Below are 16,820 nucleotides of genomic sequence, written 5' to 3'. Positions count from 1 at the left end.
GTCGGAAAAATGTAACAGTGGGGTATGGCAGACACACACGTCGTCACCAATCAAGTTCCACCGCTGCAGGATTACAACCCCGCGACCTCGCCGGTCCTCACTGAGGCGCTGATCCGCGAGGGCGGCGAGTGGGGCCTGGACGAGGTCGCCGCCCTGGGCGCGCTGTCCGGGAGTCCGCAGGCGCAGCGTTGGGGCGAACTCGCCGACCGCAACCGGCCGGTGCTGCACACCCACGACCGGACCGGCCATCGCGTCGACGAGGTGGAGTACGACCCCGCCTATCACGAACTGATGACCGTCGCGGTCGGTCACGGTCTGCACGCCGCACCGTGGGCCGACGACCGTCCCGGCGCGCACGTGGTGCGGGCCGCCAAGACGTCGGTGTGGACGCCGGAACCCGGTCACATCTGTCCGATCTCGATGACCTATGCAGTGGTGCCAGCGCTGCGCTTCAACCCGGAGCTGTCGGCCGTCTACGAACCGCTGCTGAGCAGTCGTGTCTACGATCCCGAACTCAAGGTCCCCAACCGCAAGGCGGGCATCACCGCCGGCATGTCGATGACGGAGAAGCAGGGCGGCTCCGACGTTCGGGCGGGCACCACCGCGGCAGTGCCCAACGGGTTCGGGACGTACAGCATCACCGGACACAAGTGGTTCACCTCGGCGCCGATGTGCGACATCTTCCTGGTGCTCGCCCAGGCACCGGGCGGGCTCAGCTGCTTCCTGCTGCCGCGCATCCTGCCCGACGGCACTCGCAACAGGATGTTTCTGCAGCGGCTCAAGGACAAGCTCGGCAACCACGCCAACGCCTCCAGCGAGGTGGAGTACGACGGGGCGATCGCCTGGCTCGTCGGCGAGGAGGGCCGCGGTGTGCCGACCATCATCGAGATGGTCAACCTGACCCGCCTGGACTGCACGCTGGGCAGCGCCACCAGCATGCGCAGCGGCCTGGCCCGCGCGATTCATCACGCCGCACACCGAAAGGCATTCGGCGCGTACCTGATAGATCAGCCGCTGATGCGCAACGTTCTTGCCGACCTCGCCGTGGAGGCCGAGGCCGCGACAATGCTCGCGATGCGGATGGCCGGCGCCACCGACAAGGCCGTCCGCGGTGATGAACGCGAGACGATGCTGCGCCGTATCGGCCTGGCCGCCGCGAAGTACTGGGTGTGCAAGCGCGCGACACCGCATGCGGCCGAGGCGATGGAATGCCTCGGCGGCAACGGCTACGTCGAGGAGTCGGGTATGCCGCGCCTCTACCGTGAGGCGCCGCTCATGGGTATCTGGGAGGGTTCGGGCAACGTCAGCGCGCTGGACACGCTGCGCGCCATGGCGACTCGGCCGGAGTGCATCGAGGTGCTCTTCGACGAGTTGGGCAGCGCTGCCGGTCAGGATGCCCGCCTGGACGCTCACGTCGCCACCCTGCGGAGGACACTTGGCGCCGAAGGTGACCTCGAGACCATCGAGTACCGAGCGCGCAAGGTGGCCGAGGACATCTCGCTGGCCCTGCAGGGCTCGCTGCTGGTGCGCCACGGCCATCCCGCCGTCGCCGAGGCGTTCCTGGCCAGCAGGCTCGGCGGGCAGTGGGGTGCTGCGTTCGGAACCCTGCCCACGGGACTGGATCTCGCGCCTATCCTTGAGCGCGCCATGGTCAAGGGATGACGCACGCGATCAGGCCGGTGGACTTCGATGATCTGAAGACCATGACCTACGAGGTGACCGACCGCGTCGCGCGGATCACGTTCAATCGCCCCGAGAAGGGCAACGCGATCGTCGCCGACACGCCGTTGGAACTCTCCGCGCTCGTCGAGCGCGCCGACCTCGACCCCGCCGTGCACGTCATCCTGGTGTCGGGTCGCGGTGAGGGATTCTGCGCCGGCTTCGACCTCTCGGCCTACGCCGAGGGATCGTCCTCGGCGGGAGGTGGCAGCCCGTACCGGGACACCGTGCTCTCCGGCCAGACTCAGGGGATCAACCATCTGCCGGATCGGCCATGGGACCCGATGATCGACTATCAGATGATGAGCCGGTTCGTCCGCGGGTTCTCCAGCCTGATGCACGCCGACAAGCCGACGGTGGTCAAGATCCATGGCTACTGCGTGGCCGGCGGCACCGACATCGCACTGCACGCCGACCAGGTGATCGCCGCATCGGACGCCAAGATCGGCTACCCGCCGATGCGGGTATGGGGCGTGCCCGCCGCCGGACTGTGGGCTCACCGGCTGGGGGATCAGCGCGCCAAACGCCTTCTTTTCACCGGGGATTGCATCTCGGGCGCTCAGGCCGCCGACTGGGGGCTGGCGGTGGAGGCACCCGATCCCGCAGACCTCGACGAGCGCACCGAACGTCTGGTGGGACGCATCGCGGCGATGCCCGTCAACCAGTTGATCATGGCGAAGTTGGCGCTCAACACCGCGCTGATCAACCAGGGCATCGCGACATCTCGGATGGTCAGCACGGTGTTCGACGGCGTCGCGAGACACACCCCCGAGGGGCACGCGTTCGTCGCGGAGGCGCGTGAACATGGCTTCCGGGATGCGGTCCGCAGCCGCGACGAACCGTTCGGCGACGCCGGGCGCCAGACGTCCGGGGTGTGACCGGTGGACAAGCGCATGACGGCGCGCTCGGTGGTGCTGAGCGTATTGCTCGGCGCGCACCCGGCGTGGGCGTCGGCGGGTGAACTGATCAGGTTGACAGCAGATTTCGACATCCGTGAGTCCACGCTTCGGGTGGCGCTGACCCGCATGGTGGGCGCCGGTGACCTGGTCCGATCGGCAGATGGCTACCGGCTGTCGGAGCGGCTTCTCGCCAGACAGCGGCGCCAGGATGATGCGCTGGATCCTCGCGTGCGCAGCTGGGACGGGCTCTGGACGACGGTGATCGTGACGAGCGTGGGCATCGACGCACGTAGTCGCGCCGCGCTGCGAACAGCACTGCAGGAAAAGCGATTCGGTGAGCTGCGCGAGGGCGTGTGGATGCGGCCCGCGAACCTTGAGGCTGATCTGCGGGGTGGGCTGCGCGAGCGCGTGCGGGTGCTGGCCGCGCGCGACGACAATCCGGCCGATCTCGCCAGTCGGCTGTGGGACCTGCCGACATGGGCGGACAACGGGAATCGGCTCCTCGACGAGATGGCCTCTGCCGCTGACATCCCAGGCCGGTTCACTGCGGCCGCCGCGGCGGTGCGACACCTGCTCACAGACCCGGTGCTACCCGCTGAACTGCTTCCCGGCGACTGGCCCGGTGACGCACTGCGCGCGGCATATCACGACTTCGCCACCGAACTGGTGGCGCGCCGCGACGACGCGGCACTGATGGAGGCGACATGAGTACACCTGGCGGCGTACGGGTCGAGCGCAACGGCGCGGTGACCACGGTAATCATGAACCGGCCCGCGGCCCGCAATGCCGTCAACGGTCCCGCAGCCGCGGAACTGCTCGCGGCATTCGAGGAGTTCGACCGCGACGATTCGGCGTCTGTGGCGGTGCTCTGGGGAGACAACGAAACCTTCTGTGCGGGCGCGGACCTCAAAGCATTTGGCACGCCAGACATGAACCCGGCACACCGCACCGGACCCGGCCCGATGGGCCCGACGCGGATGGTGCTGTCCAAGCCGGTGATCGCGGCCGTCAGCGGCTACGCCGTTGCGGGCGGTCTCGAGTTGGCCTTGTGGTGTGACCTGCGGATCGCCGAGGAGGACGCGGTGTTCGGCGTGTTCTGTCGGCGCTGGGGTGTGCCGCTCATCGACGGCGGCACGGTTCGGCTACCCCGACTGATCGGCCACGGTCGGGCGATGGACCTCATCCTCACCGGACGCGCCGTCGGCGCCCAGGAGGCGTTGGACATGGGGTTGGCCAATCGCATCGCCCCCAAGGGCGAGTCACGCCGCGTCGCAGAGGAACTAGCCGCTGAACTCGCCGGGTTGCCGCAGCTGTGCATGCGTGCCGACCGGCTGTCGATGTTGGGGCAGTGGGGGATGGCCGAGGCCGAGGCAATCGACGCCGAATTCGCCAGCCTGTCGAAGGTGTCGTCCGAGTCGCTGGCCGGTGCAAAGCGATTCGCCGACGGGGCGGGCAGGCACGGCGCGAGTACCTAACTCCTGGCCCGTGGCCGTGCATTTCTGCACGACGGACTGCAGTACTGTCCGTTGACGTATGGCCGCTCTGCGGCTGAGATGTAGAACACATCACTAGATGTGTTCGTGCCGGAGTCCCTGTTTGACGGACGTTGCGGCAGCGTGCATTTCGTCATCGGTCCCGTGGTGACGGTGAGAAGGGATTTATTCGTTGAGCTTCGGTAACTACTTTCAGGGTCCGGCCACCAGCCTTGATGATCAGATAGAGAGCTACGCGACCACGCGGGTCCCGGATAGTCAGCGGTGGCGCCGGCCGGCCATTCTCCTGGTTCTCACGGGGAATGTGACAGCGATGTTCTGGTTTGCGCTGGGCGGCCAGATGGGCTTCCTGGTGGGGTGGCCGACGGTGCTCGTTCCGATCGCCTACATGGTCATCGGCGCGACAGTGGTCGGAGCGCTGGTGATGAGAATTGCGAGCCAGGAGGGCTTGTCCCTGCCGCTTCTCTCTCGGGGGCTTGGTTTCGGCGGTCGAGGCTCTGCGATTGCCTCGTTCGTCTACGCCGTCAACTACGTCTTCTACTTCATTTTCGAGGGCAGTATCGTCTCGCATGGCCTCAGCGAGATCGCTGGTATATCAATCAACTCCGCTGCCGCCAGTGTGGTGTTCGGAATCGTCGCCCTCATCGCGCTCTACTACTCGTGGCGCGGTATGCACTCCATGAACATCCTGCAACGCTTCGGGATGCCGATATTTCTGATCCTGTTCGTCATCGGCATGGTGATGTTGGCCAACGGCTACGTGCTGGTCGGCCCGGGGGAGTGGGCCGTGCAGGACGGTGTGTCAGCGACTGCCATGTGGCAGGCACTGAGCCTGGCAAATGGTCAGGTCGTGTTCCAGGCTCTGATCGCCACCGATTACGGACGCTTCGTGAAGCGATCGGTCTCGTACGTCGGAACAGCCGGAGTGATGCTCGTCGAGCTGCTGATGATCGCAGTGGTGATGCTGTTCGGTGTCTTCCTCGGCTTCACGATGATCTCCCACTTCGACGGGACCCGGGCCGAGCAGGAACTCGCTGCGACCGATCCCGGCCTGATATTCGCGATCGTGATGGGAGTCCTCGGCGTTGTGTTCGCGGTCCTGACGCAGGTGCGAATCAACGTGATGAATCTGTATTCGGGTTCTCTCGCGCTGTCCAATGCCTGGGATGTGCTTTCCCCCAAACGCATTGGCCGGCAATGGTGGATGGTGCTTCTGGTCGGTCTCGGTGTGTTGCTGTACCCGATCAATGTCCTGCAGTACACCGACAAGTTCCTCGCCGTCACGGGTGTCATGACCAACACGTGGATCTTCATCCTGCTCAGTGACTACTTCGTATGTCGAAAGCTGCTGAAGCTTGCCCCGGGCAGCCAGATCGAGTATCGAGAGGGCCGGGTCAAGGACTGGAACCTGTGTGGCATGGCGGCGCTGGCGGCCGGCGTGACAGTTGGCGCACTGGGTGTCCTGGGCGTCTACCCGATGCACTTCGCCTCATTCGCGGCGATGCTGGTCGGGCCCATCGTGTACATCCCGCTCACCGTGCTGACCAGAGGCTCGCAGTACGGTACTCCCGCGGCGGCTGCCGACGATGACGAGCGTGACGCTCGTGTCGTTGTGGCAGATGCAGTCGACTGATATTGCTGAAACAGCGTCTACGGTAGGGAGATTGACGATATGACCGATGAGAACTCCACCGACGATCTGCACTACCTTGAGATCTGCGAGGTGGCGGATCTGCTGGCTGGCGGCGACGTCACGGCACAAGCGCTGACCCAGCTGACCCTGGACAGAATCGCGGGAGTGGATCAGCGGTTGGGGTCCTACGCTTTCGTCGCCGCCGAACAGGCCATGGCCCAAGCCGCACAGTCCGACGAGCGACGCAGGGCCGGCGCGGCACGTGGTCCCCTGGACGGGATACCGCTGGCCATCAAGGACATCTACGACAAGGCCGGGTGGCGCACCGAAGCCGGAATGGCGGCCCGGGCGGGGCAGGTGGCGGCCACCTCCGCGACGGTTGTGGAGAGGCTCGAGCAGGCCGGTGCGGTCATCATGGGCAAGGTGCACACCACCGAGGGTGTGTACACCGAGCACACGCCCCCGTTCAAGGCGCCCCTGAACCCCTGGGATCCCAACCGTTGGGTCGGTGTCTCCTCGAGTGGCAGTGGCGTGGCTCCAGTCGCAGGCCTGTGCTTCGGCGCTCTCGGCTCCGACACGGGCGGTTCGATCCGTATGCCGTCGGCGTCAAATGGCGCGACGGGTCTGAAGCCGACGTGGGGTCGGGTGAGCCGGGCTGGTGTCGTGGAACTCGCGGCGACGCTGGACCACGTCGGCCCGATCTGTCGATCTGCGCGGGACGCCGGACTGGTGCTCGGCGCGATCGCCGGTGCGGATCCGCGCGATCCGACGGCCTCGTTGCGGCCAGTGCCCGGATTCGACACGCAGCCACCGGCGTCCCTGTCGGGCGTCCGGATTGGTGTCGACCCCGAATGGAGCTATCGCGATGTCAGCCTGGACGTCGAGAATGCGCACCGGGAGGCGGAGCAGACGCTGCGCGACCTCGGCGCTGAGTTGATACCTATCACCCTGCCCGATCCGACTGAGGCCATCACCGACTGGTTCGGCGTGTGCGCCGTGCAGACCGCGCGTGCTCACCGGGATCTGTACCCCGTGCACAAGGACACCTATGGCCCGGCGCTGCGCGAACTGATCGAACTCGGGATCGGTATGTCCGGTATCGCCTACGACGTGCTCCTGCAGCGGCGGCTGGTGTTCAAGGCACGGATGGAGGAGGTTCTCGGCCACGTGGACGCGGCGCTGATTCCCGCGATGTCCTTCATCGCGCCGACGGTCGAGAAGATGGTCCGCATGGACGATGAGACGACCGCAGGGGTGCACCGGTTCACCGTTCCGTTCACCCTGTCGCAGCTCCCGACGATCACCTTCCCCGGCGGCTTCACCACCACCGAGGCTGGGCATCCGTTTCCCGTCGGATTGCAGATGGTCGGCAGTGCGTTCGAGGAGCGCAGGCTCGTCGACATCGTGGGTGCCCTCCAGGCGGTTACGCCGTGGAACAAACGACACCCCGCCGTCTGATCCTCGCTACTGCCCTTGGGTCAGGTAGGGGCTGGACGTCACCGACGCGCGAAGGAACTGCGCGACGGCGCGTACTCGGCCAACCTGGCGTAGTTCCCGCGGAATGACCAGCCAGTAGTTGCGGCGAACCGAGAATGATTCCGGCAGAACAGCTCTCAACGACTCGTCTGGCTCACCCACATACTGCGGTAGCGGGGCGATGCCCAGACCGCTGCGGGCTGCGGTCCAGTGGCCGGTGATGTTGTTGGTTTGAATGGCGACTCGTTGCTTGTGGGGCAGCGACTCGAGGATGCGCAGCGGCGCCACGTCGAGCAGGGCGTCGATGTACCAGATCAGGGTGTGGTTCTTCAGGTCCGCCAACTCCGATATCGGCGACGCCGCAGCGAGGTACTCCTCGGCGGCGTACAGGCGTAGGTAGTAACTGGCCAGCTGCTGAACGTGGACGGACCGCGGCGGGGGCTCTTCGAGCGTGACCGCGACATCGAAGTGGCGCGCGGACAGTGAGCCGTGCTCGGTCGCGGTGACGAGTTCGACATCGAGATGGGGATGCCTGCGCCGCAGTTCGACGAGCTGCGGTGCGACGACGAATGCGCCGAAGCCATCGGGAGTCACTATTCGGACCGTGCCGGTCAACGGTCCTGCGCCGGATATCCGAGCGTCGTACGCCGCGATGACGGCAGATTCCACCGACTCCGCACGTGGAAGTAGATCCGCGCCCGCCTCAGTCAGCTGCCACCCTCCCGGAGACCGGTCAAATAGCCGTTCTCCCAACGATTTCTCGAGTGTGGTGATCCGCCGCCCGACCGTCGTGTGATCCACAGCCAGATTGCGGGCGGCCTCATTGAGTCGCCCGGTACGTGCGACCTCGAGGAAGAAGCGCAGATTGTCCGCACTGAACATGCCCCCAACCTACACGTGCAAAATCGCACGGTACAGTGCGGGATTCGCCATTGACTGGTGCATGAACGAGATTCGATCATATGGGCATGACTGCCGCCATCAACATCGCCCTGCCCCGTTTCGCCAAGTTCGGTGCCGGGGCGATCGATGACCTCGGATCCGTTGTCGCTCAACTAGGCATCGCCAGGCCGGTACTGGTCACCGATCAGTACCTCACCGAGACTGGGCAGACTGAGCGCCTCGTTAAGATCCTGCAGGCAGCGGGATCTGAGCCGGCAGTCTTCGCCGAGACCGTGCCTGACCCAACAGTCGCCTCACTCGAGGACGGACTGGCACTCGTTCGTACACACGGCGCCGACGGAATCATCGGTTTCGGCGGGGGCAGCCCGATGGACACCGCCAAGGCGCTGGCGGTGCTATCGGTCAGCGGCGGGGAGATTTCGTCCTTCAAGGCCCCCAGCAGCTACATGGGTCCGGCACTTCCGATCGTCGCCGTGCCGACGACGTCCGGAAGTGGCTCGGAGGCAACTCAATTCACCGTGATAACCGACGGACGAACTGACGAGAAGATGCTCTGTCCCGGATTGTCGTTCCTGCCGGTCGCGATGATCGTGGACTTCGAGCTGACGGTGTCGATGCCGGCTCGTCTGACCGCGGACACCGGGGTCGATGCGCTCACTCACGCCATCGAGGCTTATGTGAGCCGGCGCGCCAGCGCGTTCACAGACGCGCTCGCCTTGGCCGCCATGCGGTCGATCTCGTTGCACCTTCGACGCGCGTACGCAGACGGAGCGGACCGTGAGGCCCGCGAGGCGATGATGCTGGCGTCAACACAGGCGGGGATGGCGTTCTCGAATTCCAGCGTCGCGTTGGTGCACGGGATGAGCCGTCCCATCGGTGGGCACTTCCATGTCGCACACGGCCTTTCCAACGCGATGCTCCTGCCGGCGGTCACCGAGTTCTCGATCGACTCGGCGATCGACAGGTACTCAGACTGCGCGAAGGCTATGGGGGTCGTTGCAGAATCCGTCGACAATGCCAAGGCGGCAAGCGCTTTGGTGACCGAACTGCAGCAGCTGTGCACCGATGTGGAAGTCCCAACGCCACGGTCGTATGGCATCGGCAAGGCGGATTGGGAGGCGCAGCTGGACACGATGGCGGTTCAAGCGCTGGCCTCCGGATCCCCTGACAACAACCCGCGGATACCGACGCGCGAGGAGATCGTCGACCTCTACCGCCAGATCTTCTGACGCCCTGCACCGATCGGGATCGTCACCGATGGTGCGGATCAGCCCTTCGTGATCTTGTTGCCGCTGCCTCGGTCGTCGACCTTGGGATCGCCGGCCTTGTAGCTGACCGTGTTGTTCAGGCCGACGACGCTGATGCTGTCGTTCACCGTCTCGAACGTGATCTTGTTGTCCGCGCCGCCGATGTTCACGCTGGCGCAGGTTCCCTTGACGGTCAGCGTGTTATTCGAACCACCGACGTTGAGGGACTTGCCGTCGGCGCAGTCGATATCGGCTGTCGTCCCGAACGAGCCGTAGTTGATGGTGTTTCCGATCTCGATCTGGGCGCCGGAGGTGCCTGCCGTGATCGATGGCGCGTTGGTGTCCGTGCTGTCTGATCCGCAGCCGGTCAGAATCACAAGGGCGGCGGTCGCACCGATTGCACTGACCAGACCGCGGTAACGCGCACGCATGGTTCCCTCGCTTCGTCGGGCTATTGCGGCGTCGATTCGGCGCCGCTGCCAGACTACGCGGGAACGCGGTCGATGCGGTTGGTCATCCCGAGTTCGCGTCCGCGGTCCCACATCAGCGGATCGCCGTTGTGGAACAGCACCGTCTGGTCGTATCCGTAGACGGTGATGTCGTTGATGACGTTGTCGGCGATGACGATGTTGGAGGAGCCCTGAACCGCTATGCCCCAGCAGGTTCCCTTGGCGGTGACGTAGTTCCCGGTTCCCGTCACCAGCAGCGCGGACTCGTTGCAGTCCAGCGTCTGGGTGATGCCCTGACCCGTGACGTGGGTATCACCGTTCTTGGCCTGCGCCACCGGGGCCCCGACGGCCAACGCCATCGGGAGTGCGATAACGCACGTCGCCAGTGACCCGCCAAGCGTCTTGAACATCACGGTGGTCCCCCTCGTAGCGGTACGGATCATGGCAGCCTACGTCGCCGGGATGCGCTGGTGGCAACACTTCGTCGGTTTGATGCCAGTCGCGCTGATTGGATGAGTCGCCCCGGTAGCGAGCCCTGGGTAGCGTGGACGCCGATGCGATGGCGGTCCAGGACGTTAGCTGTTGTGGCGGTCACTATGACTGTCACCGCCGCGGCGTGCACGCAGACCGTCGACGGGGCCGCACGACGGTCCACAGCCGCCGTCCCCGACCCCGAGCGAAGTTACGGCTATGTCGATGACCGCTGCGGGTTCCTGCTCGACAGCACCGTCCAGGACACGCTGCGGGCCGAGAGTGTCGTGCGGCCGTATAGCGGCGCGGTTTGCCAATACGTGTTGGTCCGGCAGGGCGGTCTGGTTGACGTGGTGTTCTCCTGGTTCGAGACCGGCACGCTGGACCGCGAACGCGACCTGGCCACCGAACGCGGCGCACGGGTCGCCGACACCGACATCGAGCGCCACCCCGCCTTCACGGCCACCACCGAGGACAATCCCGCGGCGTGCGCGGCGACGGCCGCTGCGGGTACCGGTGTGCTGACCTGGTGGGTGCAGTTCCGTCCCGGAGTTGGGACCGAGGCATGCCTGGACGCCGAGACGCTCCTGGCCGCCACTCTGTCCTCGGACATGTGATGGCGCCCGTAATGCCGCCGCGCGCCACCCGCGCCGTCAGCGCGCTGGTGGGCGCAGTCTTGGCAGTCGCGGCGCTCGCCGGCTGTGGCTCGGCGCCTGCCCCGAAGTCGCCGCCCCCCACCGCCCCGGCAGGTCCGGGGTTTCGTGCCATGGACTGCAACGGCGTAACCGATGCCGACATCGCGAAGGCGGTCGGCGCCACGTCGTTCACGAAGGTGGTGGACAACGACTCGGGCTGCTTCTGGCAGGAGAACACCGTCATCGGCACTTTCGGCGTCGGCATGGGGATCTCCACGTGGTGGTACCGCGGCAGCGACCTGGATACCGAGCGCACACTGGAGCGCAGCGCCGGACGCGAGCTCACCGAGATGTCGCTGGACGGCAACAAGGGGTTCAAGGCCCACGATGACAACGCCTGCAGCATCTACGTGACCAAGGGCCAGGACGTCATCACCTGGTCGATCCAGACGATGAACCCCGGGATGCTGCCGGATCTGTGCGTGGTCGCCGAGCAACTCGCCCAGCGCAGTCAGGACCGTGTGAACTGACCTGTGGGGCGTGTTTCCGGTTAGAGTCATTAGTCACCCAAGTTCGTGGAAGCGAGCACCAGGGCCAGAATCAACCGAAGGAAATGGCACACATGGCAGGTCGGCCGGAGCCCCTCACCGTGGGCGGGCGCGTCAGGCCGCCGGCGCGGACCACGAAGCTCAGCCGCGACGCCATCGTGAACGCCGCCCTGACCTTCCTCGACCGCGACGGCTGGGATGCGTTGACCATCAACGCCCTTGCCAACCAGCTCGGCACCAAGGGTCCGTCGCTCTACAACCACGTGCACAGCCTCGATGACCTGCGCAGGACAGTTCGGATGCGCGTCGTCGACGACCTCATCGGGATGCTCAACACCGTCGGTGATGGGCGCACCCGCGACGACGCCGTGGTCACCATGGCGAGCGCGTACCGCAGCTACGCCCACCACCATCCGGGACGCTATTCGGCGTTCACCCGGATGCCGTTCGGCGGCGATGACCCCGAGTACACGGCAGCGACACGTGCCGCGGCAGGGCCGGTCATCCAGGTCCTGATGTCCTACGGGTTGGATGACGAGAACGCGTTCTACTCGGCGCTGGAGTTCTGGTCGGCCTTGCACGGCTTCGTATTGTTGGAGATGACCGGGGTCATGGACGACATCGATACCGACGCCGTCTTCACCGATATGGTGTTGCGGCTGGCAGCAGGCATGGAGAGGCGCTGACGGCCCGGTCGGGCGGGGGCACTCCGGCGCGCTTTGACCTGCGCCACCGCGGGCGGGTATCGTGGTCCCTCGTGCCTGGCCAAGGCGCTTGCGGCTGTAATACGCGCAGGCATGCCTGCACGCCGGGCCAATTCGCATGTCCACTATGCATCGGAGAAATCGATGCGGGGGCGCGTGCGACACGCCCGGTCGCGGGGTAGCGGCGGGGTGTGAAACCGCAGTACACAAACTTGAAGATGACAGCGTTACACGTAGCAACCAGTAGCAACACAGAAAGCCGGTACATGCCAACCATCAACCAGCTGGTCCGCAAGGGTCGCCGCGACAAGATCGCCAAGGTCAAGACCGCGGCACTCAAGGGCAGTCCGCAGCGTCGCGGCGTGTGCACTCGCGTGTACACCACTACCCCGAAGAAGCCGAACTCGGCACTTCGCAAGGTTGCGCGCGTGAAGCTGACCAGCGCGGTCGAGGTCACCGCCTACATCCCAGGTGAGGGTCACAACCTGCAGGAGCACTCGATGGTGCTGGTGCGTGGTGGTCGTGTGAAGGACCTCCCCGGTGTGCGCTACAAGATCATCCGTGGCTCGCTCGACACCCAGGGCGTGAAGAACCGCAAGCAGGCCCGCAGCCGTTACGGCGCCAAGAAGGAGAAGAGCTAATGCCACGCAAGGGACCCGCGCCCAAGCGTCCTCTGGTCAACGACCCGGTCTACGGTTCGCAGCTGGTCACCCAGCTGGTGAACAAGGTCCTGCTGGACGGTAAGAAGTCGCTGGCCGAACGCATCGTCTACGGTGCGCTCGAGCAGGCCCGCGAGAAGACTGGCACCGATCCCGTGGTGACGCTCAAGCGCGCCATGGACAACGTCAAGCCGGCCCTCGAGGTTCGCAGCCGCCGCGTCGGTGGCGCCACCTACCAGGTGCCCGTCGAGGTGCGCCCGGAGCGCTCGACCACCCTCGCGCTGCGCTGGTTGGTCAGTTTCTCCAAGCAACGCCGCGAGAAGACCATGGTCGAGCGGTTGGCGAATGAGCTCCTCGACGCCAGCAATGGACTGGGCGCCGCTGTCAAGCGTCGCGAGGATGTCCACAAGATGGCCGAGGCGAACCGGGCCTTTGCGCACTACCGCTGGTGATTTACTCGCCCGGCGGTAATGCAGCGCCCGGGCGTCACGACAACAGCATCCAAGCAAGCGAAAGAGTGGGAATTTAGCCGTGGCACAAGACGTGCTCACCGACCTGAGCAAGGTCCGCAATATCGGCATCATGGCGCACATCGATGCCGGTAAGACGACGACGACCGAGCGGATCCTGTATTACACCGGGGTCAATTACAAGATCGGTGAGACCCACGACGGCGCCTCCACCACCGACTGGATGGAACAGGAGCAGGAGCGCGGAATCACCATCACCTCCGCTGCTGTGACCTCCTTCTGGAACGGCACCCAGATCAACATCATCGACACCCCCGGGCACGTCGACTTCACCGTCGAGGTGGAGCGCAGCCTCCGTGTGCTCGACGGTGCAGTGGCCGTCTTCGACGGCAAAGAGGGTGTCGAGCCGCAGTCCGAGCAGGTGTGGCGTCAGGCTGACAAGTACGACGTGCCGCGCATCTGTTTCGTCAACAAGATGGACAAGCTGGGCGCTGACTTCTACTTCTCGGTGCGCACCATGGAGGAGCGCCTGGGGGCACGGGCGATCCCGATCCAGCTGCCGATCGGTGCCGAGAACGACTTCATCGGCATCGTCGACTTGGTCGAGATGAAGGCCAAGGTCTGGCGCGGCGAGACCAAGCTCGGTGAGACCTACGAGACCATCGACATCCCCGAGGATCTGGTCGAGAAGGCAGGCGAGTACCGCACCAAGCTGCTCGAAGCGGTCGCCGAGACCGATGAGGCGCTGCTCGAGAAGTACTTCGGTGGCGAGGAACTCACCGTCGAGGAGATCAAGGGCGCGATCCGCAAGCTGACCGTCAACTCCGAGGCCTACCCGGTGCTGTGTGGCAGCGCGTTCAAGAACAAGGGCGTGCAGCCCATGCTCGACGCGGTTGTCGACTACCTTCCCACCCCTCTGGATGTCGCCGCTGCCGAAGGCCACGTGCCCGGCAAAGAGGACGAGATCATCAGCCGCAAGCCGAGCGTCGACGAGCCGTTTGCGGCCCTGGCGTTCAAGGTCGCCACGCACCCGTTCTTCGGCAAGCTCACCTACATCCGGGTGTACTCGGGCAAGGTCGACTCCGGCGCCCAGGTCGTCAACGCGACCAAGGGTAAGAAGGAGCGCCTGGGCAAGCTGTTCCAGATGCATGCGAACAAGGAAAACCCGGTGGAGTCCGCCTCGGCGGGGCACATCTACGCCGCGATCGGTCTGAAGGACACCACGACGGGTGACACCCTGAGTGATCCGAACAAGCAGATCGTGCTTGAGTCGATGACGTTCCCGGATCCGGTGATCGAGGTCGCCATCGAGCCGAAGACGAAGAGCGACCAGGAGAAGCTGTCCCTGGCGATTCAGAAGCTGGCCGAAGAGGATCCGACCTTCAAGGTCCACCAGGACTCCGAGACCGGCCAGACCGTCATCGGCGGCATGGGCGAGTTGCACCTCGACATCCTGGTCGACCGGATGCGTCGCGAGTTCAAGGTCGAGGCCAACGTCGGCAAGCCGCAGGTGGCGTACAAGGAGACCATCAAGCGCGCGGTCGAGAAGGTCGAGTTCACCCACAAGAAGCAGACCGGTGGTTCGGGTCAGTTCGCGAAGGTCCTCGTCAGCATCGAGCCGTTCACCGGCGAGGATGGCGCGACCTACGAGTTCGAGAACAAGGTCTCCGGTGGACGTATCCCGCGCGAGTACATCCCGTCCGTGGATGCCGGTGCGCAGGACGCCATGCAGTACGGCGTGCTGGCCGGCTACCCGCTGGTGAACGTCAAGCTCATCCTGCTTGACGGTGCCTACCACGACGTCGACTCCTCAGAGATGGCGTTCAAGATCGCCGGTTCCCAGGTGCTGAAGAAGGCTGCCGCGCAGGCGCAGCCGACCATCCTGGAGCCCGTCATGGCCGTCGAGGTCATCACACCCGAGGACTACATGGGTGAGGTGATCGGCGACCTCAACTCCCGCCGTGGTCAGATCCAGGCCATGGAGGAGCGCAGTGGAGCTCGCGTCGTCAAGGCGCAGGTGCCGCTGTCAGAGATGTTCGGCTACGTCGGCGACCTTCGGTCGAAGACTCAGGGCCGGGCCAACTACTCCATGGTGTTCGACTCGTACGCCGAAGTGCCGGCCAACGTGTCGAAGGAGATCATCGCGAAGGCGACGGGTCAGTAAGCTGGCGCGTCGGTTCGTTGGACCGCACAACTGAATACATCAACACTGCTTTTAGCAAGCACCAACACAAGTCCAGGAGGACACCACAGTGGCGAAGGCGAAGTTCGAGCGGACGAAGCCGCACGTCAACATCGGGACCATTGGTCACGTTGACCACGGCAAGACCACGCTTACCGCAGCAATCACGAAGGTTCTGCACGACAAGTACCCCGAGTTGAACGAGTCGCGCGCATTCGACCAGATCGACAATGCGCCCGAAGAGCGTGCGCGTGGCATCACGATCAACATCTCCCACGTGGAGTACCAGACCGAGAAGCGTCACTACGCGCACGTTGACGCCCCCGGCCACGCGGACTACATCAAGAACATGATCACCGGTGCCGCCCAGATGGACGGCGCGATCCTGGTGGTTGCCGCCACGGATGGTCCGATGCCGCAGACCCGCGAGCACGTGCTGCTCGCCCGCCAGGTCGGCGTGCCCTACATCCTGGTCGCACTGAACAAGTCCGACATGGTCGACGACGAAGAGCTCCTCGAGCTCGTCGAGATGGAGGTCCGCGAACTGCTGGCCGCCCAGGAGTTCGATGAGGACGCCCCGGTCATCAAGGTCTCGGCGCTGAAGGCACTCGAGGGTGACGAGAAGTGGGTCAAGGCCGTTGAGGACCTCATGGAGGCCGTCGACGAGTCCATCCCGGACCCGGTTCGCGAGACCGACAAGCCGTTCCTCATGCCCGTCGAGGACGTCTTCACGATCACCGGCCGCGGCACCGTGGTCACCGGTCGTGTCGAGCGTGGCGTGATCAACGTCAACGAGGAGGTCGAGATCGTCGGTATCAAGCCGACGACCACCAAGACCACCGTCACCGGCGTCGAAATGTTCCGCAAGCTGCTCGACCAGGGTCAGGCCGGCGACAACGTCGGTCTGCTGGTCCGTGGCATCAAGCGCGAGGACGTCGAGCGCGGCCAGGTCGTCGTGAAGCCCGGCACCACCACGCCGCACACCGAGTTCGAGGGCAGCGTCTACATCCTGTCCAAGGACGAGGGCGGCCGCCACACGCCGTTCTTCAACAACTACCGTCCGCAGTTCTACTTCCGTACCACGGACGTGACCGGCGTTGTGACGTTGCCGGAGGGCACCGAAATGGTGATGCCCGGTGACAACACCGACATCTCGGTGGTGCTGATCCAGCCCGTCGCCATGGACGAGGGCCTGCGCTTCGCGATCCGCGAGGGTGGCCGTACGGTCGGCGCTGGCCGAGTTACGAAGATCATCAAGTAATTTGGTGATCTGACAAAGCACGCACGGAAGCGGCACTCACCTTCGGGTGGGTGCCGCTTCTGCGTTCGCGG

At 65.1% G+C, this 16,820-nt stretch carries 17 protein-coding genes; 14 read left to right on the top strand and 3 right to left on the bottom strand.

Annotated features, from left to right (window positions below):
• The first annotated feature begins 24 nt into the window (after window positions 1-24).
• The 6 genes from ABIA65_RS19805 to ABIA65_RS19780 all read left to right on the top strand — a co-directional run bounded on the left by ABIA65_RS19805 (window position 25) and on the right by ABIA65_RS19780 (window position 7,202).
• Window positions 25-1,662, top strand: a complete 1,638-nt coding sequence (locus ABIA65_RS19805; RefSeq protein ID WP_241400834.1) for an acyl-CoA dehydrogenase family protein — start codon at window positions 25-27, stop codon at window positions 1,660-1,662.
• Window positions 1,659-2,597: a crotonase/enoyl-CoA hydratase family protein gene (locus ABIA65_RS19800; RefSeq protein WP_241400833.1), complete on the top strand. Its 939-nt coding sequence runs from the start codon at window positions 1,659-1,661 to the stop codon at window positions 2,595-2,597. Before ABIA65_RS19805 ends, ABIA65_RS19800 begins: the two co-directional genes overlap by 4 nt.
• A 15-nt stretch (window positions 2,598-2,612) precedes the next feature.
• Window positions 2,613-3,326, top strand: a complete 714-nt coding sequence (locus ABIA65_RS19795; RefSeq protein ID WP_241405823.1) for a PaaX family transcriptional regulator C-terminal domain-containing protein — start codon at window positions 2,613-2,615, stop codon at window positions 3,324-3,326.
• Window positions 3,323-4,093 carry a crotonase/enoyl-CoA hydratase family protein gene (locus ABIA65_RS19790; RefSeq protein ID WP_354524663.1) on the top strand — a complete coding sequence of 257 codons (771 nt, stop codon included), beginning with the start codon at window positions 3,323-3,325 and terminating at the stop codon, window positions 4,091-4,093. The genes ABIA65_RS19795 and ABIA65_RS19790 overlap by 4 nt, the downstream gene beginning before the upstream one ends.
• 331 nt (window positions 4,094-4,424) lie before the next feature.
• Entirely contained in the window at window positions 4,425-5,744 is a 1,320-nt protein-coding gene (locus ABIA65_RS19785; RefSeq protein WP_354524662.1) for a purine-cytosine permease family protein, read from the top strand.
• Window positions 5,745-5,783: 39 nt separating this feature from the next.
• A complete protein-coding gene (locus ABIA65_RS19780) occupies window positions 5,784-7,202 on the top strand; it encodes an amidase (protein ID WP_241400830.1) in 1,419 nt (472 codons plus the stop codon).
• 6 nt (window positions 7,203-7,208) lie between these two features.
• On the opposite strand, the gene ABIA65_RS19775 is transcribed toward ABIA65_RS19780, so the two are convergent.
• Window positions 7,209-8,102: a LysR family transcriptional regulator gene (locus ABIA65_RS19775; RefSeq protein ID WP_354524661.1), complete on the bottom strand. Its 894-nt coding sequence runs from the start codon at window positions 8,100-8,102 to the stop codon at window positions 7,209-7,211.
• 86 nt (window positions 8,103-8,188) lie between these two features.
• Between ABIA65_RS19775 and ABIA65_RS19770 the strand changes: the two genes are divergently transcribed.
• Window positions 8,189-9,352 (top strand): iron-containing alcohol dehydrogenase, encoded by a 1,164-nt coding sequence (locus ABIA65_RS19770; protein WP_354524660.1) that lies wholly within the window; start codon window positions 8,189-8,191, stop codon window positions 9,350-9,352.
• A gap of 38 nt (window positions 9,353-9,390) precedes the next feature.
• Here ABIA65_RS19770 and ABIA65_RS19765 read toward each other — a convergent pair whose 3' ends face one another.
• A complete protein-coding gene (locus ABIA65_RS19765; protein ID WP_241400827.1) occupies window positions 9,391-9,801 on the bottom strand; it encodes a DUF3060 domain-containing protein in 411 nt (136 codons plus the stop codon).
• A 53-nt stretch (window positions 9,802-9,854) separates the two neighbouring features.
• Complete coding sequence (locus ABIA65_RS19760; protein ID WP_371747135.1) at window positions 9,855-10,229, bottom strand: DUF3060 domain-containing protein; 375 nt, start codon at window positions 10,227-10,229, stop codon at window positions 9,855-9,857.
• A gap of 186 nt (window positions 10,230-10,415) precedes the next feature.
• On the opposite strand from ABIA65_RS19760, the gene ABIA65_RS19755 reads away from it, so the two are divergent.
• From ABIA65_RS19755 to tuf, 7 genes are all read left to right on the top strand, one after another.
• Window positions 10,416-10,907: a DUF3558 domain-containing protein gene (locus ABIA65_RS19755; RefSeq protein WP_241400826.1), complete on the top strand. Its 492-nt coding sequence runs from the start codon at window positions 10,416-10,418 to the stop codon at window positions 10,905-10,907.
• On the top strand, window positions 10,907-11,455 hold the full coding sequence (locus ABIA65_RS19750; protein WP_354524919.1) for a DUF3558 domain-containing protein: 549 nt from the start codon (window positions 10,907-10,909) through the stop codon (window positions 11,453-11,455). The genes ABIA65_RS19755 and ABIA65_RS19750 overlap by 1 nt, the downstream gene beginning before the upstream one ends.
• A gap of 92 nt (window positions 11,456-11,547) precedes the next feature.
• Window positions 11,548-12,159: a TetR/AcrR family transcriptional regulator gene (locus ABIA65_RS19745; protein ID WP_241400825.1), complete on the top strand. Its 612-nt coding sequence runs from the start codon at window positions 11,548-11,550 to the stop codon at window positions 12,157-12,159.
• A 284-nt stretch (window positions 12,160-12,443) separates the two neighbouring features.
• A complete protein-coding gene (gene rpsL / locus ABIA65_RS19740) occupies window positions 12,444-12,818 on the top strand; it encodes a 30S ribosomal protein S12 (RefSeq protein ID WP_135126427.1) in 375 nt (124 codons plus the stop codon).
• On the top strand, window positions 12,818-13,288 hold the full coding sequence (rpsG, locus tag ABIA65_RS19735) for a 30S ribosomal protein S7 (protein ID WP_099037227.1): 471 nt from the start codon (window positions 12,818-12,820) through the stop codon (window positions 13,286-13,288). The genes rpsL and rpsG overlap by 1 nt, the downstream gene beginning before the upstream one ends.
• Window positions 13,289-13,367: 79 nt before the next feature.
• A complete protein-coding gene (gene fusA / locus ABIA65_RS19730) occupies window positions 13,368-15,470 on the top strand; it encodes an elongation factor G (protein WP_354524659.1) in 2,103 nt (700 codons plus the stop codon).
• Window positions 15,471-15,558: 88 nt separating this feature from the next.
• Window positions 15,559-16,749, top strand: a complete 1,191-nt coding sequence (gene tuf / locus ABIA65_RS19725) for an elongation factor Tu (protein ID WP_241400824.1) — start codon at window positions 15,559-15,561, stop codon at window positions 16,747-16,749.
• Window positions 16,750-16,820 lie beyond the last annotated feature (71 nt).

It is taken from the genome of Mycolicibacterium sp. 624 (genome assembly GCF_040548615.1).
Taxonomy (GTDB): Bacteria; Actinomycetota; Actinomycetes; order Mycobacteriales; family Mycobacteriaceae; genus Mycobacterium.
The sequence above is the reverse complement of the archived record's forward strand: the minus strand, read 5'-3'. Positions and strand labels throughout refer to the sequence as shown.

Bases quoted from the DNA above. Each gene is read 5' to 3' on its own strand.
- ABIA65_RS19805 (WP_241400834.1), top strand. From the start codon at position 25: ATGGCAGACACACACGTCGTCACCAATCAAGTTCCACCGCTGCAGGAT.
- ABIA65_RS19800 (WP_241400833.1), top strand. From the start codon at position 1,659: ATGACGCACGCGATCAGGCCGGTGGACTTCGATGATCTGAAGACCATG.
- ABIA65_RS19795 (WP_241405823.1), top strand. From the start codon at position 2,613: ATGACGGCGCGCTCGGTGGTGCTGAGCGTATTGCTCGGCGCGCACCCG.
- ABIA65_RS19790 (WP_354524663.1), top strand. From the start codon at position 3,323: ATGAGTACACCTGGCGGCGTACGGGTCGAGCGCAACGGCGCGGTGACC.
- ABIA65_RS19785 (WP_354524662.1), top strand. From the start codon at position 4,425: ATGTTCTGGTTTGCGCTGGGCGGCCAGATGGGCTTCCTGGTGGGGTGG.
- ABIA65_RS19780 (WP_241400830.1), top strand. From the start codon at position 5,784: ATGACCGATGAGAACTCCACCGACGATCTGCACTACCTTGAGATCTGC.
- ABIA65_RS19775 (WP_354524661.1), bottom strand. From the start codon at position 8,102: ATGTTCAGTGCGGACAATCTGCGCTTCTTCCTCGAGGTCGCACGTACC.
- ABIA65_RS19770 (WP_354524660.1), top strand. From the start codon at position 8,189: ATGACTGCCGCCATCAACATCGCCCTGCCCCGTTTCGCCAAGTTCGGT.
- ABIA65_RS19765 (WP_241400827.1), bottom strand. From the start codon at position 9,801: ATGCGTGCGCGTTACCGCGGTCTGGTCAGTGCAATCGGTGCGACCGCC.
- ABIA65_RS19760 (WP_371747135.1), bottom strand. From the start codon at position 10,229: ATGTTCAAGACGCTTGGCGGGTCACTGGCGACGTGCGTTATCGCACTC.
- ABIA65_RS19755 (WP_241400826.1), top strand. From the start codon at position 10,416: ATGACTGTCACCGCCGCGGCGTGCACGCAGACCGTCGACGGGGCCGCA.
- ABIA65_RS19750 (WP_354524919.1), top strand. From the start codon at position 10,907: ATGGCGCCCGTAATGCCGCCGCGCGCCACCCGCGCCGTCAGCGCGCTG.
- ABIA65_RS19745 (WP_241400825.1), top strand. From the start codon at position 11,548: ATGGCAGGTCGGCCGGAGCCCCTCACCGTGGGCGGGCGCGTCAGGCCG.
- rpsL (WP_135126427.1), top strand. From the start codon at position 12,444: ATGCCAACCATCAACCAGCTGGTCCGCAAGGGTCGCCGCGACAAGATC.
- rpsG (WP_099037227.1), top strand. From the start codon at position 12,818: ATGCCACGCAAGGGACCCGCGCCCAAGCGTCCTCTGGTCAACGACCCG.